The sequence below is a fragment of the Streptomyces sp. NPDC104371 genome, from assembly GCF_055583785.1.
Window position 1 is genome coordinate 1,033,751 of sequence record NZ_JBVJNF010000001.1, and the last position, 25,271, is coordinate 1,059,021.

Below are 25,271 nucleotides of genomic sequence, written 5' to 3' on the forward strand. Positions count from 1 at the left end.
CCGTCGGGTCTGATGTGGAAACAGGTTCGGACGCGGTGGCGCCGGTAACTCCTACGAGAGCAGGCCGTGGTGACCGGCTTGTCCCAGGACGGACCGTGGGTGTGGGTAGGACCCCTTGAAGTTGTCCGTCACATACAAGAGTAACCAAATGAGCGGAACCCCGCTCGATGGGGCTGAAACATCTGTGCAAACACCTTGCGGGACCTGGACTCATGGGGCTTCATTCTCAACCGATTTGACATCATCTGCCCGATATCGGGCCACCCGTTCGGCTCAATCGTCGAACTGTTCACCGATTCGGAGGCACTGATGTGCGGATCGGCGCACACCGTGCTCAGTTCACCGCCCGCTCACCCGGCGTGCTGCGGTGCGACCGGCGCGCACCGGCGCACAGCGGTCCGGCGCGCACGGCGCACGCAGGGCACGCAGGCTCATCGCGGCGCGTAGAAGTGCGCGCGGACGCGCCGCAGCCACGCCTCCACGGCGGCTTCGTCGGGCTGTTGCGGCAGCACCCCGCGCGTCTCGTCGAAGGCGTTCTCGACGGAGCGCAGCAGCGGCCGTGCGACCTCCGCGTCCGCGGCGACGCGTTCGCCGAAGTCGTGGTACTCCTGCGGGTTCTCGAGGCGGATCGTCAGCTTCCCGGTGGTGTGCAGCTCCAGCCCCTGGTCGCACAGCCGCTTCAGGTGCCGGGCGTGCTTGGCGGTGCGCTTGCGGGTGTCCGCGGAGAAGGAACCGTCACCGCGGGCCTCGAGACGTCTGAACTGCTGGGTGGCATAGCCGAGATAGGCGTCGCGGACCCGCCGGGCGCACAGGAACGACGTACGGATACCGATCAGTTCGTCGCCGAGCGGTGTCCGTACCTCGTACAACTCGGCCGGGAGCCATACGAGTTCCATGGCGGTCGGATTGCCGCCGAGCGCGAGTCTGCACCACTTCGCGGCCTCGTGCAGCGTGCGGTCGGGCGCCGTGCTGACGTGGGACTCCTTGGGCCGGCGCAGGCCGTGCAGTGCCTCGGTGGGCGCCGCGAACATACCGAGCCGGTCCACATCGGAGCCCTCATGGGCGAGCCCGTAGGCGGTCGAGCCGACGATGCCGGTCAGGAGGACGTTGGGGACGGTCACAAGGGGCCGCCTTCCTCGGGTCGATGGGGTGGAACCGGCGCCGTGGCGTCCCATTGTCATCTCGGACGGCGACGCGGTCACCCGGATTTCCCGGCGGTGACGGCATACGACTCGGGGGTACGCCCCGGAGAACTCGCTCTCCGGGGCGTACCCCCGTCCCCGACACAAGGCCGCGGTCGCACACCGCGGCCCGCCACGATCGCTCAGGGGAACAGCGCGATCCCGGCGATGATCAGCACGACGATGCAGGCGATCAGCGCGACGGTCGCCCACGTTCCGCGGTGCTTCAGCCGCTGTCTCGGCTCGCCGCCGCGTGGCCGGTCCTCCGGCAGCACATGGCCCGGTGGACGGTCCGTCCGATAGAACTCGTCGTCGCTCGGGTAGACGTTGCGGGGATCCTCGGCGGCGCGTGGATCGATCTCATGTGGTCCGGCCATGGAACTCCTCCCACGGTACTCACCAGGGACCGAGTGCCCGCCCGGCGCCGGGCGACACGTCAGAGGTGCCGCACCGGCCCTTCCCAGGCCGTTTCGCGCCTACCACTTCCCGGGCGCGTAGTCCTTCAGGAAGACGCCGTACAGGTCCTCGCCCTGCTCGCCGCGCACAATCGGATCGTATACCCGGGCCGCGCCGTCGACGAGGTCGAGCGGGGCGTGGAAGCCCGCGTCCGCCAGGCGCACCTTGTCCGGGTGCGGGCGCTCGTCGGTGATCCAGCCGGTGTCGACGGCGGTCATCAGGATGCGGTCCTTCTCGAACATCTCCTCCGCGCTGGTGCGCGTGAGCATGTTCAGGGCGGCCTTCGCCATGTTGGTGTGCGGATGGCCCGCGCCCTTGTAGCCGCGGTCGAACACGCCCTCCATCGCGGAGACGTTCACGATGTACGTGCGTCGGCCCGAGGAGGCGGCCATGGCGCCGCGCAGGCGGCTGATCAGGATGAAGGGCGCCGTGGAGTTGCAGAGTTGCACCTCCAGCAGCTCGATGGGGGTGACCTCCTCCACCGCCTGCACCCAGCTGTTGCTGTCGTGCAGGTCGGGCACGAGGCCGCCCGCGTCGATCGCCGTGCCCGCCGCGATGCGTTCCAGCGACGCCGAGCCGGAGACCAGCGCCAGGTCGGTGACGTCCTGGGCGCTGAGCGCGCCGCCCCCGGAGACCGGGAGCGCGGGCACGGCCCCGGAGCCGAACGCGCCGATCACCTCGGCGGACGGCAGCTCGCCCGCGGGCAGCGGGCCGGACTCGGCGGACACCAGCTCGCTGTAGGCCTGCGGGGACCGGCGTACGGTTTGCGCCGCGTTGTTGATCAGGATGTCCAGCGGGCCCGCGGCGGCGACCGAGTCGGCGAGCGCCACGACCTGGGCGGGGTCGCGCAGGTCGATGCCGACGATCTTCAGCCGATGGATCCACTCGTCGCTGTCGGGCTGGGCCTTGAAGCGGCGGATCGCGTCGTTCGGGAACCGCGTGGTGATCGTGGTGTGGGCACCGTCACGCAGCAGCCGCAGCGCGATGTACATACCGATCTTGGCGCGGCCACCGGTGAGCAGCGCCCGCTTGCCGGTGAGGTCGGCCCTGGCGTCGCGGCGGGCGCGGTTCTCCGCGGCGCACTTCTGGCAGAGCTGGTGGTAGAAGTAGTCGACCTCGACGTACCGCGCCTTGCAGACGTAGCAGGAGCGCGGGCGCTGGAGTATCCCCGCGATCCGGCCGGCCTCGGTGACAGACGACGGCAGGACGCCCTCGGTCTCGTCGTCGATGCGCTGTGCGGAGCCGGTGGCCGTGGCCTCGGTGACCGCCTTGTCGTGGGCGGTCTTGGCGGCGCGGCGCTCCGAGCGGCGGCGCTGCTTGACCATGCGGTAGATGTGCGAGGTGGCCCGGCGCACCTTGACGGCGTCGGGGTGGTCGACCTCGATCCGGTCGAGTTCTTCGAGCACGCTGAGGCAGACGGCCAGCCGCTCCGGGTCGATGCCGGGGCCGTACGCCACCCCGTCCATGGCCGCCAGGCCGTCCTCAGTCACCGTCATCGCGCTGCCGTTCCTCGCTCACCTGCGCAGCGCTCCGACCGCGCTCGCTTTCGAACAGGGAATTTTACGGAGCCATGAGCCAGGTCTCCAAACCGCGTCCTGCCCGCCCCGGTGGACGGGGCGGGCAGGACGGCGGCGAAACGGTGGCGGGACGGTGGCGGTTCGGGTCCGGTCAGGCGCGGCAGGCCACCAGCAGCGTCTCCACCTCCTCCGTCACCGAGCGGGCGAGGCGGCCGAGGTCCGGCACCGCCCGGCCGTCGGCGACGAGCCCGTAGTGGACCTGGCCGCGGTAGGTCGAGATCGCCACCGCCAGGGACTGGCCGCGGGCCAGCGGGGCGAGCGGATAGATCTCGGTGAGCGGGTTGCCGCCGAGCCGCAGGCCGAGGCTGGGCAGCGGGACGCTGGTGACCAGGATGTCGAACCAGAGCCGGGCGGCCTGGCTGACCAGGGGGCCGCCGAGCCGGTGCCCCAGCGCGGGGACGTGGTCGGCGAGCAGGGCGACCGCGCCCGCGCCGCGATTGGGCCCCGCGTCCTTGTTGCGGTCCATCGCGGTGCGCACCGTGCTCAGTCGCGTCAGCGGATCGGGGTCGTCGACCGGGAGCCGTATCAGATACCCGGAGAGCCGGTTGCCCTGTGGCTGGGCGGCGCGCGGCCGGCGTCTGGAGACGGGGATCAGGGCGCGGGGCGCGACGCCCGCGCTGCCGTCGCCGCGCTCGTTCAGCCAGCGGCGCAGGGCGCCCGCGACGACGGCGATGAGGACGTCGTTGACGGTGCCGCCCGCCTGCTTGCGTACGCGGTGCACCTCGTCGAGGTCGACGAGGACTCCGGCGGTGCGGCGGGTGCCGCTGGGCTCGGAGGTGAAGGCGGACGAGGAGCGCATCCCGAGCGTGGACAGGGCGACGGAGGCGCCGATGTCCAGGGCGCGGCCCATGTCCGAGAGGGTGCCGCGGAGCAGTCCGGGGAGCTTGCGGACGTCGGGCAGGAGTCCGCGGGCGGGTTCCGGGGGGCGGGGCCGGGGCTCCGGCATGTCCATCGGGTCCATGATCGCGGCGGCGAGCGTCAGGGCGCGCAGCCCGTCGGCGAGCGCGTGGTGGAACTTGAAGAGGACCGCGAAGGACGTGCCCGACTCCCCCGGCAGGACATGCGCCTCCCAGGGCGGTCGCCCGCGCTCCAGCGGGCGCTCCAAGAGGCGGCCCGCGGCGTCGTGGAAGTCGGCGGTGGGGGCATGGAGTCGTACGTGGTCGAGGGGGTCGAAGTCGGGGACGGGCTCCCGGGCCGCGCCGCCGAGGGCGAGCGGGAGCCGTACCTCGGCGAGGTCGCGCGGGGCGCGGACGTCCGGCAGCCAGACGTCGCGGATCCGCATGCGCAGCCCCGGCACGGCGGCGGCCCGGACCGCCAGCAGATCGGCGGCGTGGGCGCCCGCGGTCGGTGAGTGACAGGTGAAGACGCCGAGGGCACCGAGGTGCATCGGATGCCGGTCGGACTCGATGTTCCAGAAGCAGAGGTCGAGGGGTGCGAGCAGGTCAGAAGTCCAAGGCTTGCCTCGCGTCGACGGGGTGGGAAGCAAGGATCAACCTCCGACGGACGATTACGGTCAAGTACTATCAGGCTACGTACAGTTAACGACAGATGAAGTCCCGCCTCTCCGGGAGAGTCCGGGAGAGGCGGGACCTGTCGGGGCACGGGGTCACTTCAGCGCAGGTGGCGCGGCATCGGGTCCCGTACCCCACCCGGACGGCCGCGCGCCGACCGTGAACTCCAGCACACCCGGACGGCGGAGCACGTCGGTCGTGACGTACGTGCGGTCATAGGCCGCTCCGCCGACCCGCACCCCCTGGATGTACCGGTTGCCGTCGGAGGCGCCGGGCGCGGTGACGGTCAGCTTCCCGCGCGGGTAGTAGGCGCGGTCCAGGGCCAGGTCGACGCGGTCGAAGACGGGCGTCGTCAGGCCCCAGCTCGGGTAGCCGGGCTGAATGGGGAAGATGCCGATGGACGACAACACGTTCCACGCGGACATCGTTCCGACGTCGTCGTTGCCGGTCATACCGGTGGGCCCGTCCGTGAAGAGCGTCAGCGCCGCGTGCACCACGTCGGTCGTCTTCCACGGCTTCCCGGTCCACAGATACGCGTACGGCGCGATCAGGTCGGGCTCGTTCTGCGGGTTGTACTTGTCGGCGTTGTAGTAGGCGTACGGCCCGTTCACCCACACCTCGCGCGCGGTCCTCGCCGGGTCCTTCAGGAGCCGGTCGTAGGCGAAGAAGGCGTCGAGGCGGGCGTCGGCCGCCTGCTCGCCGCCGATCAGGCCGATCATGTCGCGCAGATCCTGCGGCACCAGCCACTGGTACTGCCAGGCCGTGCCCTCGTGGAAGCCCTCGCTGCGGGCCGGGTCGGCCGGTCCGGCGAAGGCGCCGGAGGTGTCCCGGGCGCGGACGAAGCCGGTCGAGCGGTCGAAGACGTTGCGGTAGTTGCGCGACCGGGCGGCATAGCGCGCCGCGTCCGCGGTATGGCCCAGCTCGCGCGCCATCTGCGCGAGCATCGCGTCGGACAGCGCGTACTCCAGCGTCACCGAACCGCCGTGGTGGTAGTCGGAGTCACCGGGCTTGGCGTACGGGCGGCCCTTGACGTAGGGGGCGAAGCCGTGCGCGAGGTACTCGCGGTTGGACTCCCGGCCGGTGTACATGGTGTCGGCGGGCGGCACGCCGTCGGCGTTCTTCCTGAGCGCGCGGTAGACCCGCTCCTCGTACCCCGTGAGCAGCCCCTGCTGGTAGGCGTTGGTGAGGAACGGGGTGACCGGGTCGCCGCTCATGATGTTCGTCTCGACCGGACCGTAGCCCCACTTGGGCAGCCAGCCGCCCTCCTCGTCGACCTTGAGCAGCGAGAGCGCCATGTCACGTGACTCGTGCGGCGCGAGCAGGGACAGGAGTTGGGCCTGGGTGCGGTAGGTGTCCCACAGCGACCAGTTCTGGTAGTACGTGAACCCCCGCGCCCGGTGGGTCTTCTGGTCCCAGCCCCGGTAGCGGCCGTCGGCGTCGCTGCCGATGTTCGGCGCGAGGAAGGACCGGTACAGGGACGAGTAGAAGGTGGTGCGCAGGGTGTCGCCGCCGCCCTGGACTCTCACGTCGCCCAGCCGGTCCTCCCAGGCGCGGCGAGCGGCCTGCCGTACCTGGTCGAACGAACGCCCTTGCGTGGCAGCGAGGTTGACCTCGGCGCCGCGTGCGTCGACGTACGACAGCGCGGTGGTCGCCTCGACCGTACGGTCGCTCGTCGTGTCGAACGTGACGTAGGCGCCGTTGGGTCCGGGTCCCGACGATCTGGTCGCGCCCCGGGTGATCGAGTCCTGGTACCAGGTGCCGTGCGCGGTGAACGGGCGGTCGAAGCGGGTGAGCGTGTACACCGTGTAGGGGCGGGTGGAGCGGCAGAAGCCACTGCCGGTGATCTTGGTGCGTACGGTGTGGTCGTCGAGGATCTCGACCGTGGACGAGACGTTCCTGTGCAGGGACTGTCCGGTGTTGAGCAGGACGTTGGCCTTGTCGGTGGCCGGGAACGTGTAGCGCTGCACGCCCGCCCGTTCGGTGGCGGTCAGTTGGGCCTCGATGCCGGAGTCGAGGCCGACCCGGTAGAAGCCGGGGCTCGCCTGCTCGTGCGCGTGGCTGAACCCGGCCGCGTACTTGGTGTAGTCGGTCTCGGTGACGTCACCCGTCGTGGGCAGCACGGGCAGGTCGCCGCCGATGGGGCAGCCGACGCCGGAGAGATGGACCAGGGAGAAGCCGCGGATCGTGTGCTGACCGTAGTCGTAGCCGGTTCTGTGCCCGGTGTCCGGTGAGAACTGCACCATGCCGAAGGGCACGGTGGCGCCCGGGAAGGTGTTGCCTTCGCGCTGGGTGCCGATGAATGGGTTGACCAGGTCGGTGAGGCTGCCGTCGGTCGGCTCGGCGTGGGCCGCCGGCAGCGGGAACAGCGCCGCGGCGGCCACCGTGCCCGCGACGGCGAGGCGCAGGCACCGGGTCCATCTCATCTCGGAAGACCTCCGGAAGATCGACATCGTTGCCCTCATGGTGCTGGCGATCCGTCAGCTTTCCGCGCAACCCGAGGAGTTGGGCGCCGACGCGTCGCGGGCGCGGTCCGTTCCTCTTCCGGGCCGGACCCGTACCCCTTCGGGCCAGGAGGTCGTCCCGTAGTACTCCATCGGTAGTACGACCCAATGCGGCCTCAGGTACGACGACGGGGACGGCGGCGCACGGCATCGTGTGGGGTATGGAATACGACCGCCTGCCGTGCCGCCTCACACCGGGGAGCCGCTCATGAGCGCCCTCGCGTTGTCCATGCTTCTGTCGCTCGTCTCCGCCGTCGCCTACGCGGGCGGAGCGATCGTGCAGGAGCGGGTGGCCGCGTCCTCGGTGGGGCAGCGCTTCGCTCCGCTGCGCCGGCTCGGCTGGTGGACCGCCGTGCTGTTGAACGGTCTCGGCGCGCTGCTGCATGTGGTGGCGCTCGCCTACGGTCCGTTGAGCCTGGTCCAGCCGCTGGGCGCGCTCACCATCGTGTTCGCGCTGCCGATGGCGGCCCTGTTCGTGGGCCGCCGGGCCGGGGCGACCGCCTGGCGGGGCGCCGTCATGGCGACGGTCGGTCTCGCGGGCCTGCTCTCCCTGGTCGTCGCGGCCGACGCCCGGTCGCTGAACGACGCCCAGCGGGTGCTGCTGGCCCTGGTCACGGTCGGCGGCATCGTGACACTGATGGCCGCGGCCCGCGCCGCGCACCGGCATCCGGTGGTGCGCAGTGTGCTGCTGGCGGTGGCGTCCGGTGTCGCGTTCGGGATGTCGTCGGTGTTCACGAAGACGGTCGCGGTGGACTGGACGAGCGGGGTCTCGCTCGACGAACTGCCCAGCCTGGCGGTGATAGGCGTCCTCGCGACGGCCGGCATGCTGCTGTCGCAGGCTTCCTACCGCGGCGCGGGCCTCGCGGCGCCGCTGGCCACGCTGACCGTCATGAACCCGGTGGTGGCGGCAGCGGTGGGCATCGTCATGTTCGAGGAGACGTTCCGCTACGGGACCACGGGCACGGCGCTCGCGCTGGGCAGCGGTGTCGTCGCCGCGGGCGGGCTGATCCTGCTGACCACGGAGCGGATCAGCGGCGAGCGGCGGACGGTGGTGGCGGCCGGGCCCCTCGCGGAGTCCGCGGTCACCGAGCCCGCCGAGCAGCCTCCGGCACCGGTACGCGTTCCTTTGCAGGGCAGCGGCGGGGTCGGTCACCGCGCCCGGCCGCCGTTGCCGTACCGCCCTGTCCACGGCGGCCTGTTGGTGCCGGTGCCGACGCTGGAGCGGCGTCGGTCACGGGTCAGGGCCGGTGCGCGCCGCGTCCTCGTCCGGGGGCGTCAGACCCCGGCGCCGCCTGCCCGGAGATAGGCGAGCGGGTCGATGTCGCTGCCGAAGCCGGGGCCCGTACGCACTTCGAAGTGCAGGTGCGGGCCGGTGCTGTTGCCCGTGGAGCCAGAGCGGGCGATGCGCTGACCGGCCGCCACGCTCTGCCCGGTCTTCACGGAGATCGCCGAGAGATGGGCGTACTGCGTGTAGTGGCCGTCGGCGTGCCGGATGACCACCTGATAGCCGAAGGAACCGCCCCACCCGGCGCTGACCACATGCCCGGCCGCCACCGCCTTCACGGAAGTGCCGGTGGGCACGGGGAAGTCGACGCCGGTGTGGTAGCCCTTCGACCAGGAGGAACCCGTGGCGTGGTACTGCGTGCCCGTTCCGGCGTTCACCGGGGCGACCCGGGTGTGAGTGGTGACCCGCTCCGAAGTCCGCTTCTGCGGCGTGGACTTGTGGGGTTTGGGCGCCGACTTGTGGGGCTTGGCCGGGGACTTGTGGGTGGGCTCGGTCGGCTTGTGGGGCTTGGCAGGGGACTTCGGCTTCGGCGCGGGGGACTTCTGCTTCGGCGTGGGCGTCGATGTCCCGGGGTGTCCCGTGGTCCTGTCGTGCAGATGGAGCCGCTGGCCCGGCAGGATCAGGTCCGGGTCCGTGCCGATCGCCTCGCGGTTGGCGGAGTACAGCCGCTGCCAACCACCCCTGACCCGCTGGTCGTCGGCGATACCCGAGAGCGTGTCACCGCGGACGACCGTGTACATCTCGGCCGTGCCCGCCTGTGACTGCGGTGTGGTCTGCGGTGTGACGTCACGCACGGAGCGTTTGACGGGCTGGACGGTGTGCGGGGAGGAGTTCCGCTTCTCGGGTGCGGGCGCCGCGGCAGTGTGTGTCTTCCCGCTCAGGCCGAGTCCCGCGCGGGTCGAGCACACGGGCCAGGCCCGGGGGCCCTGTCCCTTGAGGACCTTCTCGGCCACGGTGATCTGCTGGTCCCTGGTGGCCAGATCCGCGCGTTGGGCGTACGCCGTTCCGCCGTAGGCCGCCCAGGTGGACTGGGTGAACTGGAGCCCGCCGTAGTAGCCGTTGCCGGTGTTGGTGTTCCAGTTGTGGCTGGACTCGCAGGCGGCGACCTTGTTCCAGGTGTCCGCGTCGGCCGCGTGTGCGATGCCGGCGCCGATGAGCGGGATCACCACGCCCGCGCTGCCCACCGTCACACTCAGCGAGGCGCGGTTGATCCTGGTCGGCTGGTACCGGCGGTGCCGGCCGCTTGCGGCCATCGAGACCCCCTCGACATGTGTCAGAAGGGGCAAAAGCTAGCGGTGCGGCGCGGCTGTGACAAGACGCCGGTCGGCCTCTCTCGCGCGTCAACCGGCCGGTATCCAGCCGTGGTTGACGCCGTCGGGAAGCGGCGGGCGCGGGCGCGGGCCGCCCCGACACGCGCGGACCTCCCGAATGCGGGGGCGATACCGGCACGTCACGCTGGTCACCGGACCATACTGACGGGCACAACCGTCACTGCTCGATCCACGATCTCTAGGAGCCAGCCGTAATGAGCACGTCAGCCCAGATCGGTGTCTCGGGGCTCGCGGTCATGGGCCGCAACCTCGCCCGCAACTTCGCGCGCAACGGCTACACGGTCGCGCTGCACAACCGGACCGCGTCCCGGACCCACGATCTCATCAAGGAATTCGGACACGAGGGCGACTTCGTGCCGACCGAGAGCGCGGAGGACTTCGTGGCGGCGCTGGAGCGGCCCCGACGTCTGATGATCATGGTGAAGGCGGGCGCACCGACCGACGCCGTGATCCAGGAGTTCGCCCACCTCCTGGAGCCGGGCGACATGATCATCGACGGCGGCAACGCGCACTTCGCGGACACCCGCCGCCGGGAGAGGGAGCTGCGCGAGCGGGGCATCCACTTCGTGGGCGCCGGCGTCTCCGGCGGCGAGGAAGGCGCGCTGCACGGCCCGAGCATCATGCCGGGCGGCTCGACCGAGTCCTACGCCTCCCTCGGCCCGATGCTGGAGAAGATCTCCGCGAAGGCGAAGGACGGCGCGCCGTGCGTGACCCATGTCGGTCCCGACGGCGCCGGTCACTTCGTGAAGATGGTCCACAACGGCATCGAGTACGCCGACATGCAACTGATCGGCGAGGCCTACCAGTTGCTGCGCGATGTCGCCGGACGTACCCCCGCGCAGATCGCGGAGATCTTCCGCACGTGGAACACCGGCCGCCTGGACTCGTATCTGATCGAGATCACCGCCGAGGTGCTCTCCCATGTCGACGCGGCGACGGGCAAGCCGTTCGTGGACGTGGTCCTGGACCAGGCGGAGCAGAAGGGCACCGGCCGCTGGACCGTGCAGATCGCGCTCGATCTCGGGGTGCCGGTGTCGGGTATCGCGGAGGCCGTCTTCGCCCGCTCGCTGTCCGGGCACACGGCGCTGCGCGAGGCCTCGCGCGGCCTCGCCGGGCCGCGGCCCGCGCCGATGGGCGAGGCGGAGGCGGCGGCCTTCGCGGACCGCGTGGAACAGGCGCTGTACGCCTCGAAGATCGTGTCCTACACCCAGGGCTTCCATGAGATCGCCGCGGGCAGCGAGGAGTACGGCTGGCACATCGACCTCGGCGAGGTGGCGTCGATCTGGCGCGGTGGCTGCATCATCCGCGCGGCCTTCCTGGACCGTATCCGCGCCGCCTACGACGCTCGGGCGGACCTGCCGAGCCTGCTGTCGGACAAGACGTTCGCGCAGGAGATCGCGGACGCGCAGGACGACTGGCGCGAGGTCCTTGTCGCCGCGACCCGCCAGGGCGTCCCGGCACCCGGTTTCGCCGCGGCGCTCGCGTACTACGACGCCCTGCGCGCCGAGCGGCTGCCCGCCGCGCTCACCCAGGGGCAGCGGGACTTCTTCGGGGCGCACACGTACCGGCGGACGGACCGCGCGGGGTCGTATCACACGCTGTGGGGCGGGGATCGTTCGGAGGTCGAGGCGTAGCGGACGTATCCGGCGCAGAGGCGTAGAGGGCCTGGAGGACGTATCCGGCCGATGAGGGTGGCCCGGTGCGCCGGGCCACCCTCACTTCACCGGCGGCCCCGGTTCGGGCTCCGGCACGGGGTCCGGGCCCGGTGGCCGAGGAATCGGGGACGGGGGCGGCTCGGGGGTCGGGCGCGGTTGCGGGCCCGGTTCCGGGACCGGCTGCGGTTGGTCGGGGCCGGGTCCTGGTGGGGGCCCCGGCGGGGGCGGTGGGGGCGCGGGACCCGGTTCAGGAGTCGGCTCCGGCTCGGGCGTCGGCTCGGGGCCCGGGGTCGGTCCAGGTCCGGGGGGTGGTCCCGGCTGGGCGGGATCGGGGAACGGCTGCGTCATCGTGTCCTCCAGCCAGTCATCGTGGTGGCCCTGGCCTTGCCCCACGGGTACCCTGCCGCCGCGCCGACACTCGCCCGCCAGGGCGCCGCGTGGTGATTCCGGGGTGCTCCCCCGGCGTAGTGGTTCCAGGGTGCTCCCCGGCTGTGCGGCGACGCGAGCGGGTGCTGCCCGAAGGGGCAAGTCGCGGTGCCCCTCCCCGACGCGGGCGGGCCTGGACGGGAAGCGGCGCCGCCCGCGAGGCTTGATGGTCGAGGCGGACATCCGGCATTCCTCGGGGAGCGGCACATGCGCGCATACGACCACGATCAGGAACACGAGCACGAGGCGCCCGCGAAGGCGGCCCGGGAGACCTCCGATCCGGCGTCGGCGGAGCTTCCGCATCTGCTGAAGGCCGCGGCCACCGGGCGTACGGAGGTGATCGGCCGCTCCGGGATGAGCGCCCTCCAGCGGACGGTCGGCAACGCGGCTGTGGGCGCCGCGCTCCAGCGGGAGGCCGACCCGGAGCCGGAGCGGCGCGAGGAGCGGTCCGGCGTCCACGACGTGGTCTCGTCCGGCGGAGGTCAGCCGCTGGACACGGACACCCGCGCGGACATGGAGGGACGGCTCGGCGCCGACTTCTCCTCCGTACGCGTGCACACCGGATCGGCGGCGCACGAGTCGGCGAAGGAGGTCGGCGCGCACGCCTACACGGTCGGCGACAACATCGTCTTCCAACGGGACAGTTACGACCCCGCCTCCCACCAGGGCCGTACCACGCTCGCCCATGAGCTGACCCATGTCATCCAGCAGCGCAGCGGCCCGGTCGACGGGACGGAGGCGCCGGGTGGGATCCGGGTGAGCGATCCGTCGGACCGCTTCGAGCAGGAGGCGTCGGCCAACGCCGAGCGGGTACTGGCCGCGCCCGCGCCCGTGGACTCGCCCTCGACGCCCGTCACGGAGTCGCCTCAGGCCGCCCCGTCGCCCGCTCCGACCGCCGCGCCCGTGCAGCGCCAGGCCGCCGACGAGGACGAGGAACCGGCTGATGTGCAGGGGTCGTTCGTACAGCGGGCGGCGGAAGGCGCGGGCAAGGAGGACGAGGAAGAGGAGTCCGCGCCCGAGGCCTGACGAGGCCCTCGATCGCGAACTCCTCCTGGTCTCCCGAGCGTTCGTCGCTCAGCGGCCCGTCTCCGCGTTCGCCGAGATCTTGCCGCCGAGGAACAGCGACTCCGAACACTGCGACGGCGCCGGTGCTTTGACCGGCTTGCCCACCTGTCGGCAGCTCACGGCGAGGGTGATCCGGCCGCCCGCCCGTACCTGGATGGGCGTCACGAAGTGGTAGTCGGAGTCACGGAAGTTCTCCAGCGCCAGGTTGAGCAGTTGCCCGTCTCCGGTGGAGACCACCAGGGTGCCCGCGTCACCCTGCGGGTTCTGCACGACGATGTCTGTCAGCTCGAAGGTCTTGCCGCTCGGGACCGTGTACGCCGTCCGCCGGGTGTCGCCGCCGCCGACCGCGTCCTTGACCTGCACCCGGGCGCTCTCCGGCGCCGCGGGTCCGCCCGGCTCACCGGGCTTGGCGTTCCCGGCCGCGCCCGGGGACGGCGACGCGCCGCCGGGGTCGGCCGTTCCTCCCCTCCCGCCGTCGCCGGTGTTCCCCTGACCCTGTCCTCGGCCCTGGTCCTGCCCCTGGTCCTGTCCGTTGCGGCCACCGCCGTTCGGCGTGGCCTTCCCCTGCTGCGCCGCGGACTCGACGACCTCCGGGGTGACCGCCTCACGGGCCGCCGAGCGCACGGTGGGCCGCAGCACCGCGTACCAGAGCCCGACCAGGGCCCCCGCCACGAGCACCGCCGCGACGAGGGCGCGGGGAAGCCAACGCGGCAGGATGGCCTGCTGCTCGTAGGCGCCGTCCAGGACCACCGGCTCGTACGGGTCCTGCCCCTCCGGCACCCGGGGTGTGACCGCCACCTGGAAGGAGTGCGTGATCGGGGTGCCGCGCCACAGCCGCTTGGCGGGACGCACGCTCAAGGTCGCGAACTTGGCCTGGCCGGGCGGGATCTCCAGCTCGGCGGGTTCGAAGGCGAGCCGTGAACGTTCGGTCGCGCCCCGCGCGCTCAACGCGATCGTGACGGGCGTGTTGCCCCTGCTGTCCACGGCCACCTTGTGGCGCCCACGCCACGCGCCGTGCGAACCGGGCGGTACGAGGTCCGAGGTGACCTCGGTGAACGGGCGTACGGTCACGCTGCGTTCCAGAACCACCGCCTCGCTGCCGTCAGTTGTCGGCACCACACGCAGCCCGAGCGGTGTTTCCCCGGGCTTCGTAAGGGAGTTGCGCGGTGGGCGCAGCCTGACGGTGGCGTTGCCGGTCGCGCCCGGGTAGAGCGAGAGGCTCTCCGGTTCCACCGTGGCCCAGTCGGCACACGGCCCGACCACCTCGAACCGGCACTCCTCAACGATGGTCCCCGAGTTGAGCACCCGCACCGCAAGATCCGCCTCGCCGCCCGGCTCGACGGTTACGGAAGACTCGTCCAGGCTCGCCGAAACACTCATGCCGCGCACCGTACGGTCGGCCGCGACCCATCAGGACCGGCCACACAGGAACACTTTCGGGCAATGACGATGCCCTGGGTGACACGAACAATTCCCTTGGGGAAACAGGGGTATTAGTGTGGCCGGTTGGCAAAGGGGGACCCAAGTGAACGAAACGTGATGACGCTCTCCCCACGTTCTCTTCATCTCTCCTCGGCGCTCTCCCTCGGCCTTCCGTGGTCTTCCTCGGTTCTCCTTGGTCTTCCTCGGTATTCCTCGATCTTCCTCGGTCACCCGAAGAGAGAGAGCGGCGGTGTTACAGACGAACACAGAACGGGTCACGGTGGCGCTTCGCGCCCAGGACCCCGTATCCCAGGCCGGAGTGTCCAGCCAGCTCCGTGCGCGACCCGAAGTCAAGGTCATCGAATGGGACGAGGGGGACACACCACAGGTGGTGGTCGTCGTCCTCGATGTCCTCGATGACGACGCGCTACGCGTGTTGCGCCACATCCATCGGACCAGTACCGCGCGGGGGGTACTGGTCACCACCCACATCGACGAACAACAACTGGTGAACGCCGCCGAATGCGGCTTCGTCGGCATCGTCCGACGCTCCGAAGCGACGCCGGAACGCCTGGTACAGGTGATCGGCTCCGTGGCGAAGGGCGAGGGCCGGGTGCCGCCCGACCTGCTGGGCAGCCTGCTCAAACAGGTCGGGCGGCTCCAGGGACAGGTACTCGCGCCGCACGGACTCAGCTTCACCGGCCTCTCGCCTCGCGAGATCGAGGTCCTGCGGCTGGTGGCCGAGGGGTACGACACATCCGATATCGCCGTGAAGCTCTCTTACTCGGAGCGGACGATCAAAAACGTGCTGCATGCCGTGATGTCGCGACTCAATCTGCGTAATCGCTCGCATGCGGTGGCATATGCCTTGCGGCAGGGGTTGATATGAGGTCCGCGCGCGCGTAGTTCTGGTCCACGCGCGCGTAGTTCTGGTCCACGCGCGCGTAGTTCGGCCCCTGCCTCATAGGGCAGTCGGTCCTTCCCGAAGGACTGGCTCGTCCCCGCTGCACCGCGCGTCGGTCATCGGCGAGGGTGGGAGACCAAGCGTGCCGATCGTGAGAGTCCGAAGCGGACCGATGAGGCCGGTCGTGAGTCCTGAGTGGGGTGTTCAGTGCGTTCAGTGCGTTCAGTGCATTCGATACGTTCTGTACGGGGATTTCGGCGCTCTCACCCATCTGACGGTGGCACGCGTTCTCACAGGTCCCGTATCGGCGTGCTGGTCACCGTACTGCTCCTGGTGATCGGCGGCGCCGTCACGGGGGCCGCCGTGGGCGTACCGGTCGCCGCTCCGCAGTCGCCGGTGACCCCCGCCGTGGTGGACGAGGCGCTCGCCCCGGGCGGCTCGCTCACGGTGGACAAGCGGGTCCGCACCCCCGTGGTGCCGCCCCGACCCGACGTCGTCCTGCTGGTCGACGGCACGGGCAGCATGCAGCCCACCATCGACAACGTCCAGGCCAACCTGAGCAGGATCACCGACCGGGTGCGCCAGGAACAGCCCGACTCCCGCTTCGCCGTGGCGACGTACGGGGACAAGATCGACGGGGACCGGGTGTTCACGGTGCTCCAGGGGCTCACGGACGATCTGGACGCCGTACAGAAGGGCGTCGACGGTCTCACCGCCGACCGCGGTGAGTACAGTCCGGGGCCCGCGGAGGACTGGATCAACGCCCTGTGGCAGATCGGCAACGGGGCCGGCGGGCAGACCGTCTTCCGGGAGGGCGCGAGCCCCGTCGTGGTGCTCGTCGGCGACGCCTCGAGCCACGATCCCAGCATGGACCACAGCCTCACCGACGCCATCGACGTCCTGAAGGACGCGGGGGTACGGGTGATCGGTGTCGACGTGACGACCGACCTCGGCGACGGGCTGAACGGCAACGGGGACAACGGCAACGGCCCCGCGCAGAACCGGGAACCGACCCACGACCCCGACCAGGCGACCAAGGTTGTCGAGGCCACCGGCGGCAAGCTCTTCCAGAACATCGACGCGGACCAGGTCGCGGACACCGTCGCCCGGGGACTCACCAATCTGCCCACCGACGTCGGCCATGAGACGGTCAGTTGCGATCCCGCCCTCTCCGTCACCCTGAACCCGCCGAGCCGACGGCTGACGAGCGGAGAGACCGCCGCCTTCACCGAGACGATCAAGGTGGCGGACGACGCCCCGCAGGGCATGGCGCTGAGCTGCACGGTCCAGTTCCTGCTGGACGGCAAGCCGCCGAGCGGGGAGACACCGGTCGATGTGACGCCCGGCCGGGAGTTCCGGGGGGAGAGGGGCGCGGCGGATGCGGGCGACGGCGCCTTGGGGGTACCCGACAGCGGCGACGACGGATCGGCTGCGGGCATCGGTAGGCATGACCGGGGGCTTGTCGGTGGACTCGGTGGTGGGGTGCTCGGTGGCAGGGACGGTATCCGTGGCGGGGGGCTCATCGGTGGAGTGAGGGGTGGATCCAACAGCGGGGACCTCGGCGGTCCGGTCGACGGCGGTGATGGTTCGCAGAACGGCGACCGGAGCGCCCGTGCCATCGGGGGTGTGACCGTCGGCGGCGGCCGTGATGACGCGGGAGTTGCCGATGCCCCCGCCCCCGGGAGCTATCAGCAGCGCATCACCATCACCGTCAAGGACATGGCCGCCCCCGTCGTCACGATCGACGATCGCACCGTCGAAGCCACCGATGGCAACGGCACCGTCATCGACTTCACCGCCACCGCCAAGGACGCGGTCGACGGCACACTGCCGGTCACCTGTGACCCGGCTTCCGGCTCCCGCTTCCCCGTCGGCACCACCAAGGTCACGTGCACCGCCACCGACGCGTCCGGCAACACGGGCACGGACACGGCCACGTTCACGGTCGCCCCACCCCCCATACCCAACGAGGCGGACCTCGCCGTCACCGCGACCGCGTCCCCCGTGCCCAACTACACCGGCCTGACGACACAGGTGGGCTTCACCCTCACCAACGCGGGCCCGAAGACGGCCAAGCACGTGGTTCTCACGAGCAGTTGGCCGCGCGGCAAGAGCACGGGCAAGCGCACGCTGTCCGCCCTGTCGAACTGCACGCGGGCGACACCCTGCACCATCGCTCCCGGTGGTCGCGTCACCGTCACCCAAAGCGCCGTGTACGACAGCGCGGTGAGCGGCGAGGTACGCGCCTCGGTCACCGGCTCGCCCCGTGACCCGCGTCCCGCGAACAACACCGCCACGGCCCGTATCCGCGTTCTGCAACCGAAGTTGACCGTCACACCGCAGGTGGCCAGGCCTGGCGATGTGGTGCTGGCGCGCGGCAAGGACTTCCCGCCCGGACGTGCGGTGACGCTCAGTTGGCGGCCTGGCATCACGGCGGCACAGTCGACCGTACGGGTCGGCGGGGACGGCACCTTCGAGGCGCAGGTGCTGGTGCTGCGCAAGGACCAGCTCGGGCCGCGTACGCTCCGTGCCGACGTGCAGGGCCTGAAACGGCTGACGAAGCCGGTGCTGATCGTGCAACGCAGCCTTCAGCCGCCCGACTTCGCCGGTCAGAGGTGACGGCGCGTGATCCACGAGGTCGATGACGCGCTGCGCACGATGTTCCGGACGGATGCCCTGGCGGGCGGCCAGGTGACGGTGGTCTTCGACGCGCCGACCCGCGACTGGGCCGCGAAGGTCAACGCCCCTACCGTCAACCTGTACTTGTACGACATCCGTGAGGACATGCGGCGTCGCGAACGCGGTCTGCTCAACGAGTACGACGAGCAGGGCGGCATCGTGGCCCGGCGCCGCCCGCCCCGCTACTTCAAGCTGTCGTATCTCATCACCGCCTGGACCAAGCGCCCCGAGGACGAACACCGCCTGCTCTCCTCGCTCTTGGCGTGCCTGCTGCGGTACGAGGCGCTGCCCGCCGAGCAACTCACCGGCACGTTGGGGGAGATCGGCGTCTCCGTGCCCATGACGGTCGCGCTGCCGCCGCCCGAGGACCGGTCGTTCGCCGACGTGTGGAGCGCGCTCGGCGGCGAACTCAAGCCGTCGCTCGACCTGGTGGTGAGCGTGCCGGTCACCGAGTCGCCGGTCTATCCGGCGGGCCCGCGCGTCGACGACGAGGGGATCCAGCTCGGCTTCGGCGAGATGCCCCCGGACCGGTCGTCGCCCGCGGACCGCCCCACTCAGCGGATGCCCGGCGGCGCCAATCTGCCGGTGTACGGGGCGCGTCGGGGCGGGATCGCGTCGCGTGTGGCGGAGGAGAACCCGGAGCCCCCCGGGCACTCGGAGCGTCCTGAGCCTCCGGAGGCTACGGGTTCTGCGGAGTCTGCGGAGTCTGCGGAGTCTGCGGAATGACGTATCCCTCGGACGTTCCTTCCGCACCCTCCTCCTCCCCGGAACCGAACGCCTTCTCTCCTGGTCTGCGCCACCTCCTCGACCGGGCGATCCTCGTCGAACAGCGGGTACGACGTGCGGTCCACGCCCGGCAGCTCACGGACCCGGCCCCGGACGACGCGTTCCGCGGGCTGTACTTGAGCGACGAGACGATCCAGCGCCTCTTGGACTCCGGTCCTCGTTCCTTCGCTCACACCGCTCCCGACGAATCGGACGCGGCCTTCAAGGAAGAAGCGGAGTCACGCGCGGACGAGGCGGAAGCGGCGGGCCATACGATCCAACTCCGCACGCTGATTTGTGACTTCGACCTCGCTGCACTGGACATCGAGATCCTGCTGATCGCGCTGCTCCCGGATCTGGACGACCGATTCGAGCAGTTCTACGGCTACTTGAACGACGACGTCACCCGCCGCCGCCCCACGACCGGCCTCGCGCTCGGCCTGTGCGGCCTGTCCGCGGCCGACGCAACAGCCAGGGCACGGCTGTCGCCGCAGGCACCGCTGCGCTCCGGGGGCCTTCTGCTGGTGGAGGAGCAGGACCGCCCCTTCCTCGCCCGCGCGCTTCGCGTCCCCGACCGGGTCACCGCCCACCTCCTCGGCGACGACACCCCCGATCCCCGCATCGTGGACCTGCTGACGCCCGGACAGGACATCGCTGATGTCGGCGACCCCACCCCTCTCGCCCGCGCCCTCGCGGCCGGGGTCCCGCTCGCCTACCTCCGTGAGGAACAGGGCGGCGCGGGGACGACGCTCGCCGCGTCTGCCTTGGCCCGCGCGAGCCAGGGTGTCCTCGGCGTCGACCTCGACCGCCTGACCCATGACCCGCACCCCGCCGAGGCCGTACGCGTTCTCGCGCGCGAAGCCCGGCTCACCGCCTCGGGATTGGTGTGCGCACCGCTCGACGCGCTGACGCGGGAGCCAGACAAGGCGGAGATCATCCGCCTGGTGACGGATGTTCCCGTCCCCGTGGTCCTGGTGGGCAGGGTGCCGTGGGACGCGGCGTGGTCGTCCCGCCCGCCGCTGCTCCTGCACGCCCCCCGTGTGGAACCGACGACACGGGCCGCGCTCTGGACGAGGGCGTACCCCACACCCATCCCCCAGGCCCAGGACCAGGCTCTGGATCGGGACCCGGCCCTGAACCCGGATCTGGACCTGACCCACCTCCTGTCCCCCTTCCTGCTGGCCCCGGACCAGATCGTACGGGCGGCCCAAGGTGCCTCCCAGGCCGCGATGTTGGATGGCGGCACCCTTCACCCGGACCACGTACGCGCGGGCGCCCGCGCACAGAACGCGGCGGGACTCGACCGCCTGGCGCGCCGTATAGAACCGGCGGTGACGTGGTCCGACCTCGTTCTCCCTCCGGACACGCTCACCCAACTCCGCGAACTCACCGCGCGCGCCCGGCATCGCGACCGGGTCCTGGGCGAGTGGGGCATGCGGCCGGGTGGCGGCCGGGGCAGGGGGGTGAGCGCCCTGTTCGCGGGTGACTCGGGTACGGGCAAGACGATGTCGGCTGAAGTGATCGCCGCGGACCTGGGGTTGGACCTCTATACGGTCGATCTGGCCACGGTCATCGACAAGTACGTGGGCGAGACCGAGAAGAACCTCGAGCGGATCTTCTCCGAGGCGGCCGGCATCAACGGTGTGCTGCTCTTCGACGAGGCGGATGCGATCTTCGGCAAGCGGTCGGAGGTGAAGGACGCGCACGACCGGTACGCGAACGTCGAGAGCGCGTATCTCCTCCAGCGGATGGAGACCTTCGACGGCCTGGCGATCCTCGCCACCAACCTCCGCGCCAACCTGGACGACGCCTTCACCCGTCGCCTGGACCTGGTCATCGACTTCCCCGTGCCTGATGCCATCCAGCGCCGAGCCTTGTGGGACCGCTGCCTGGGCCCGGTCCTCCCCCGCACCGGGGACCTGGACCTGGACTTCTGCGCGAACTCCTTCGAACTGGCGGGCGGCAACATCCGCTCGGTGGCAGTGACGGCAGCCTACTTGGCTGCCGAGTCCGGCACCCCGGTCACGATGACGGACCTGATCCACGCGGTCCAACGGGAGTACCAGAAGCTGGGCCGCCTGACATTGGCGTCGGAGTTCGGGCCGTACATGTCCCTCCTGACGGGCGTTTGAGGGCCGGTCACGGACGGTAGAACCAGCGTATTTACCAGAACCAGCGCATCTACTTCAGCAGTCTTCTTCCGTACGCCACTAGATACTGCGAAAGCAGCAACGGAAGCGTGGGATAGTCGGAATGCCAGAAGAGACAGTAGCGTTCCGTATTCCAGATCCCCGAGCTTCCCCAACTCGCACCCATTCCTGCTGCTACATCTCTACGCCCGAACACACCCCCGCCTGGGTCATCTGCTCGCTCTGTACGCCATACCCGGTAGCGCAGGCCAATGATTGCACCGGCCATTCCCAGCGAATCGATACGCTTCGCATTCTTGTGGCCACGCTCAACATTCAACAGGAAGATGCGTCTATACAGGTTCCGCGCATCCAAGGACGACTCCTCAAGGAGTGTCTCAGCCACACACTCTTCACACACGATGAGAGTCTCTGGTACTCGATCCAGTTCATCGACGTACCGGACTCTGATCTTGCGGTCACCGCTGGACATCGCTTCCGCGAATTCGTCGACCTCCTCGAACTGTCGCAGCGTTACCGGGCGTCCGGCTTCATCGACGTCCACGGTTCGACGCCAGTCAGAATCCAGCGCGATCAGTGGCCCGTCTTCGCTCGGCGCGGCATTGACGCGGCCGGGTCTCATGCTGGAGAGCCAAAGGGCTCGATGGCCAGCTTCACATCGAAGTTCATGAGCACCACTTCACTGCGCGTGAATCCGTATGTTTCGAGAAGCTGTTGGTGATATTCGCGCACCTCTTCCTTTCGGCGCTTGCTCGCCGCATCCTCGTAGAACTTCATCAATTCACCTATGGTGCGCGACTCGCCACCCGTCACTTCCGCGGACCGTATACGGCCTCCCGCCTGAATGATTATCGTGTCAACATAGGACACCGAATGCGTTGCCAGAATCGCCCGATTCAGGTCAACTCCCGGCTCAATCTTCAACTGCTGGTGAAGCTGGAGGATCGCAGGAATATTCTCCACATTATCCAGAGTGACGTTCTTGACAGTTCCATAGAGCTTTCTACTCTCCCGCAGAGTACGCTCTTCCCCTGATTCCAGCGACCCGGGCATCCCCTGACGCCTGCGTTCCGCCTTGACCGCCTTCACTGCGAGCGCTCCGGCATACTCTTCGAATCTGCGCATCTGACGGAGGTTCACATAGGTGATGAGCGGCGTTCCCCTGCCGGGCTTCAGAGGCACGCCAGGAGCTTCGATCCACCTCTTGTTGGCCGGTATAGCGTCAAGGAAGTGCTCCTTCATCGTGATGCCGTCCTCCTTGAGATCAAAGACGTTCCACACATGCCCGGTTGCCCGCACGTTCTTGCCATCCATGAGACGGATCTCCGTCTTTATATCCGTCTTGTCATTCCTGGGCGGGGACGGCTGCATATCACCCTTGAAGACGAAGGAATCACGGCCACTCTCGTTCGGATCAACACTCTCGTAGAGTCCAGGTATAGGCCGCTTCACCCGCTCTCCGGACGGGTTTACCGAGCCTCTGACATGAACTAGCTCGTCCTTGTCCCGCCGCCCGTCATGAACGAGACTGAGACCCTTCAGCCGATACCTGCGGCGAATCGCTGGAAGCTTCGCAGTGATCTCTTTGCGCGTGAGTCCCTGTTGCAGCAGGGCATCGGCCGCATCGAGACCGGCATCGAGATCTCTCTGCTTCTCAGAGAAGCTTCTCTTGTCACTCCCCTTCTCACCCTTGCCCGCCCTCCCACTTCTCCTGTCGGACTTGCCCTTGAACTTCTTCCAGGCCTTCTTTCCGAGTTGGGCGAGCTTGGTCGCGATCTTGTCTATGGCCCGGTTGACCGGGCGCGACACCCTCTGGAAGACCTGTTTGATCTTGTTGGCCAGGCCGCCTATGCCCAGGATCGAGGCCAGGAAGCCGATCAGTAGCGGGAGGCTTGCTGCCAGGGCTGTTTCGATCATTTTCGGGACGCCTGCTGTGCCGCCGTTGGCTATCGCCACCACCGCGTCCAGGACCGCGTTGACGAACTGCACTATCTGGGCGCCCTGGTTCACTATGAACGTGACTATGTCGATGATTCCCTTGACGGCGCGGACGAATGCCGAGGCAGGGTTGAGGAGGGAGAGGATCCAAGTGACGCCCGCGATGAGGACCGTGGGGATCAAGTACGACTTGAGGTCGGACAAGATCGTGGACTTCAGGTCCCCTACCTCGGCGGAGATCTCCTTCGTCGCGCCCGCCGGGCCCTCCGTCGCCAGGGCCTTGGCCACGGGGACGGACTGTTCGACCTTGTTCATCGCCTGGTCGGGGACGCCCTTGCGGGTGATGCGGGCGCGGATGTTCGCCCAGGTCAGGCCCAGGAGTGAGCCGATCAACTGGATGATGCCCTTGAGGTCGAAGCGGGAGGGGATCTCGATGCCCGCCTTCACCGCCGTGCCCAACAGCCAGGAGACCAGGCCCGATTCGAGGTGCGTGGCGATGTTCGCCATGAACTGGTGAAGGCCCGCGCCCACCGCCTGGACCAGCTTGCCCAAGAAGCCGATGGGGTCCTTGATGATCTTCGCGATCGCGGCTGCGGCCTTCGCCAGGATGCCCATCAGGAGGTCCTTGAGTCTCTTGATGGTGTTGATGACATCCTTGACCGCGTCAACCGCCTTCTGGACCAGGCCCTTGTTGGCCTCCTGGAGCTTCTTGATCTCCTCGTCCACCGCGTGCAGGGCCTGGGTGTATTTCTGGGCCAGGGTCTGTACGAGTTGCTTTGACTTGTCGTCGACCTCCGACTCGAGGTCGTCGAACTTGCCCGCGAAGTCCTTGGCCGCTTCCTGCCCGTACTTCTTCAGGTCCGCGGGGAGCTTGTCGACCTCCGTCTTCAGATCTGAACGCCCCTTGGCGATACGCGCCTTCGCCTTGCCCAGTTCCGTGCCGATCGTGTCGGCTATGGACGAGATCACACCCTGCATGAGGCGTACGTACAGCTTCCGGGATTCCTGGAAGAGTTCGTTCGCTTCCTTCGGCATTCCCAGCAGCTTGTCCTTGGCCCATTTGGCCGGACCGAAGAAGCCGCCGTAGCGCTTGCTCTTGTACTGCTTCATGCGACGCTTCTGGTCGGTGTTGAACGCGTCGCGGGCCTTCTTCTCCCCCTCGGTGAACTGCTTGTCCACCGTGCCGTCCAGGCCCTTCAGGATTCCCTCGACGTCCTTCTGGGTGGCGTCGAAGACCTTCTGGAGCTTGCCGGTGACCTCCGCCCGCTTCTGCTCGTCCTTCGACTTGGCCTCGCCCTTGCCGCCGTCCACCTGCTTGCCCGCCGCATGGCGGGTCGCCGTCAGGGAGTTCATCGCCTGAGCGCCGGCTACGGCGGCCCCCGCCTTCGCGCTCGCCAGGTGCGCCTTCTCCCCGGCCCGCGCCTGGGCGGGAGCGGTCGCCGAGTGCTGTTCCGCCTTGTGCTTCTCCCCCAACGCGGCCTTGAAGTCGGGCTCGTTGCTCTTGGTCAACTGCTCTTCGGTGACGTCGGCTTCCGCCATCTCGTGGTCGGTCTTCTTCGGCCCTTCGGAGAAGTCCGTCACCTGGGGCGGCTGTTGCTGCGGCGTCGCGTCGGCGGCGCTCGGCGCACCCGGATTCGCCGGAGGCTGGTCCGGCCGCATCGGGGTGACCTGCTTCTCCTTGGCCTTGGAGGTGTCGGGAGCGGCCTTCGTCGTGGTCTCGATGTCCTTGGCCGAGGCCTCCTTGCCGTCCGTGACCTTGCCGTCGACCGCGCCCTTGACCTTCTCGGCCTTGCCGGAGTCGGCGAACTTGTCCGCCTCGTCAAGGTTCTTGGGGGCTTGCGCGGCGATCGCCTCGTTGACCGCCGTGACGAAGGCGGCCTTGTCGAACTCCCCGGGCTTGGCCGCGTTCATCTTCTCCGCGTTGGCCGCCTTGCCCTGTGCCTCCTTGTCGTCGGGCGGGGCCTTCGCCGCGTCCTGGGCCGCACGGGACTCGGCGGTCGCCGGATGGTGCTGGGCCAACTTCAGCTTCTTGGCAGCGATGTCGGCGGTGACCCTGCGCATCCCGGGCGCCTGCGACGGCAGCGGGCTCACAGGGGCCGTATAGCGCTGCGCCACGAGCCGGGAGACGGCCGCGTTGCCGGCCGCGCCCTGGAGGTGGCGCAGGCTCTGGAGGCTCAACCGCCGCCCGGCAGGCGGAGGAACGGGGATACGCGACGGCGCGGGGGTGGCTTCCGTGACACGCGCGGGCGAGGTGCTCCCGCCCTGCTGCGGCGCCTTCTGCACCGCCTTCGCCGAGGCGTCGCGCGATGCCCTCTGCGGTGCCTTCTCCTGGGACGACTTCACCGCACCACCCGCTCGGCCTCGCGGCGTCGAGGTGGCAGCGGTGGCGGCAGAGGCGTCCGCAGCATGCTCCTCAGAGTGCCGG

16 protein-coding genes are annotated in these 25,271 nt (G+C 69.6%); 7 read left to right on the forward strand and 9 right to left on the reverse strand.

Annotated features, from left to right (window positions below; genetic code table 11):
• Positions 1-431: 431 nt before the first annotated feature.
• From ACZ60T_RS04615 to ACZ60T_RS04635, 5 genes are all read right to left on the reverse strand, one after another.
• Positions 432-1,121 carry a nucleotidyltransferase domain-containing protein gene (locus ACZ60T_RS04615; protein WP_469664371.1) on the reverse strand — a complete coding sequence of 230 codons (690 nt, stop codon included), beginning with the start codon at positions 1,119-1,121 and terminating at the stop codon, positions 432-434.
• Between the two features lie 203 nt (positions 1,122-1,324).
• A complete protein-coding gene (locus tag ACZ60T_RS04620) occupies positions 1,325-1,558 on the reverse strand; it encodes a hypothetical protein (protein WP_365629257.1) in 234 nt (77 codons plus the stop codon).
• A 99-nt stretch (positions 1,559-1,657) separates the two neighbouring features.
• Positions 1,658-3,133, reverse strand: coding sequence for an SDR family NAD(P)-dependent oxidoreductase (locus ACZ60T_RS04625; RefSeq protein WP_469664372.1), 1,476 nt, complete (start codon positions 3,131-3,133; stop codon positions 1,658-1,660).
• 172 nt (positions 3,134-3,305) lie between these two features.
• Positions 3,306-4,700, reverse strand: a complete 1,395-nt coding sequence (locus tag ACZ60T_RS04630) for a wax ester/triacylglycerol synthase family O-acyltransferase (protein WP_365629263.1) — start codon at positions 4,698-4,700, stop codon at positions 3,306-3,308.
• 120 nt (positions 4,701-4,820) lie between these two features.
• Positions 4,821-7,148 carry a GH92 family glycosyl hydrolase gene (locus ACZ60T_RS04635; RefSeq protein WP_469664374.1) on the reverse strand — a complete coding sequence of 776 codons (2,328 nt, stop codon included), beginning with the start codon at positions 7,146-7,148 and terminating at the stop codon, positions 4,821-4,823.
• Positions 7,149-7,434: 286 nt separating this feature from the next.
• On the opposite strand from ACZ60T_RS04635, the gene ACZ60T_RS04640 reads away from it, so the two are divergent.
• Complete coding sequence (locus ACZ60T_RS04640; RefSeq protein ID WP_469664376.1) at positions 7,435-8,532, forward strand: DMT family transporter; 1,098 nt, start codon at positions 7,435-7,437, stop codon at positions 8,530-8,532.
• Here the strand turns inward: ACZ60T_RS04640 and ACZ60T_RS04645 are convergent.
• The gene (locus tag ACZ60T_RS04645) at positions 8,502-9,764 is read right to left on the reverse strand and encodes a transglycosylase family protein (RefSeq protein ID WP_365629272.1); all 1,263 of its coding nucleotides are present in this window, start codon (positions 9,762-9,764) and stop codon (positions 8,502-8,504) included. The genes ACZ60T_RS04640 and ACZ60T_RS04645 overlap by 31 nt on opposite strands.
• A gap of 272 nt (positions 9,765-10,036) precedes the next feature.
• On the opposite strand from ACZ60T_RS04645, the gene gndA reads away from it, so the two are divergent.
• Both gndA and ACZ60T_RS04655 read left to right on the forward strand, forming a co-directional pair.
• On the forward strand, positions 10,037-11,476 hold the full coding sequence (gene gndA / locus ACZ60T_RS04650; RefSeq protein WP_469664378.1) for an NADP-dependent phosphogluconate dehydrogenase: 1,440 nt from the start codon (positions 10,037-10,039) through the stop codon (positions 11,474-11,476).
• A 654-nt stretch (positions 11,477-12,130) separates the two neighbouring features.
• Positions 12,131-12,949, forward strand: a complete 819-nt coding sequence (locus ACZ60T_RS04655) for an eCIS core domain-containing protein (RefSeq protein ID WP_469664380.1) — start codon at positions 12,131-12,133, stop codon at positions 12,947-12,949.
• 48 nt (positions 12,950-12,997) lie between these two features.
• Here ACZ60T_RS04655 and ACZ60T_RS04660 read toward each other — a convergent pair whose 3' ends face one another.
• Positions 12,998-14,368 (reverse strand): COG1470 family protein, encoded by a 1,371-nt coding sequence (locus ACZ60T_RS04660; protein WP_469664382.1) that lies wholly within the window; start codon positions 14,366-14,368, stop codon positions 12,998-13,000.
• Positions 14,369-14,729: 361 nt separating this feature from the next.
• On the opposite strand from ACZ60T_RS04660, the gene ACZ60T_RS04665 reads away from it, so the two are divergent.
• From ACZ60T_RS04665 to ACZ60T_RS04680, 4 genes are all read left to right on the forward strand, one after another.
• Positions 14,730-15,299, forward strand: coding sequence for a helix-turn-helix transcriptional regulator (locus ACZ60T_RS04665; RefSeq protein ID WP_365629284.1), 570 nt, complete (start codon positions 14,730-14,732; stop codon positions 15,297-15,299).
• Positions 15,300-15,623: 324 nt separating this feature from the next.
• On the forward strand, positions 15,624-17,933 hold the full coding sequence (locus ACZ60T_RS04670; RefSeq protein ID WP_469664384.1) for a VWA domain-containing protein: 2,310 nt from the start codon (positions 15,624-15,626) through the stop codon (positions 17,931-17,933).
• Between the two features lie 6 nt (positions 17,934-17,939).
• Positions 17,940-18,719, forward strand: coding sequence for a Pvc16 family protein (locus ACZ60T_RS04675; RefSeq protein WP_469664386.1), 780 nt, complete (start codon positions 17,940-17,942; stop codon positions 18,717-18,719).
• The gene (locus tag ACZ60T_RS04680; protein WP_469664388.1) at positions 18,716-20,890 is read left to right on the forward strand and encodes an ATP-binding protein; all 2,175 of its coding nucleotides are present in this window, start codon (positions 18,716-18,718) and stop codon (positions 20,888-20,890) included. The genes ACZ60T_RS04675 and ACZ60T_RS04680 overlap by 4 nt, the downstream gene beginning before the upstream one ends.
• 49 nt (positions 20,891-20,939) lie before the next feature.
• Here the strand turns inward: ACZ60T_RS04680 and ACZ60T_RS04685 are convergent, their stop codons facing one another.
• Positions 20,940-21,530 (reverse strand): hypothetical protein, encoded by a 591-nt coding sequence (locus ACZ60T_RS04685; protein ID WP_469664390.1) that lies wholly within the window; start codon positions 21,528-21,530, stop codon positions 20,940-20,942.
• Positions 21,527-25,189, reverse strand: coding sequence for a phage tail protein (locus ACZ60T_RS04690; protein ID WP_469664392.1), 3,663 nt, complete (start codon positions 25,187-25,189; stop codon positions 21,527-21,529). Before ACZ60T_RS04690 ends, ACZ60T_RS04685 begins: the two co-directional genes overlap by 4 nt.
• Positions 25,190-25,271: the final 82 nt, after the last annotated feature.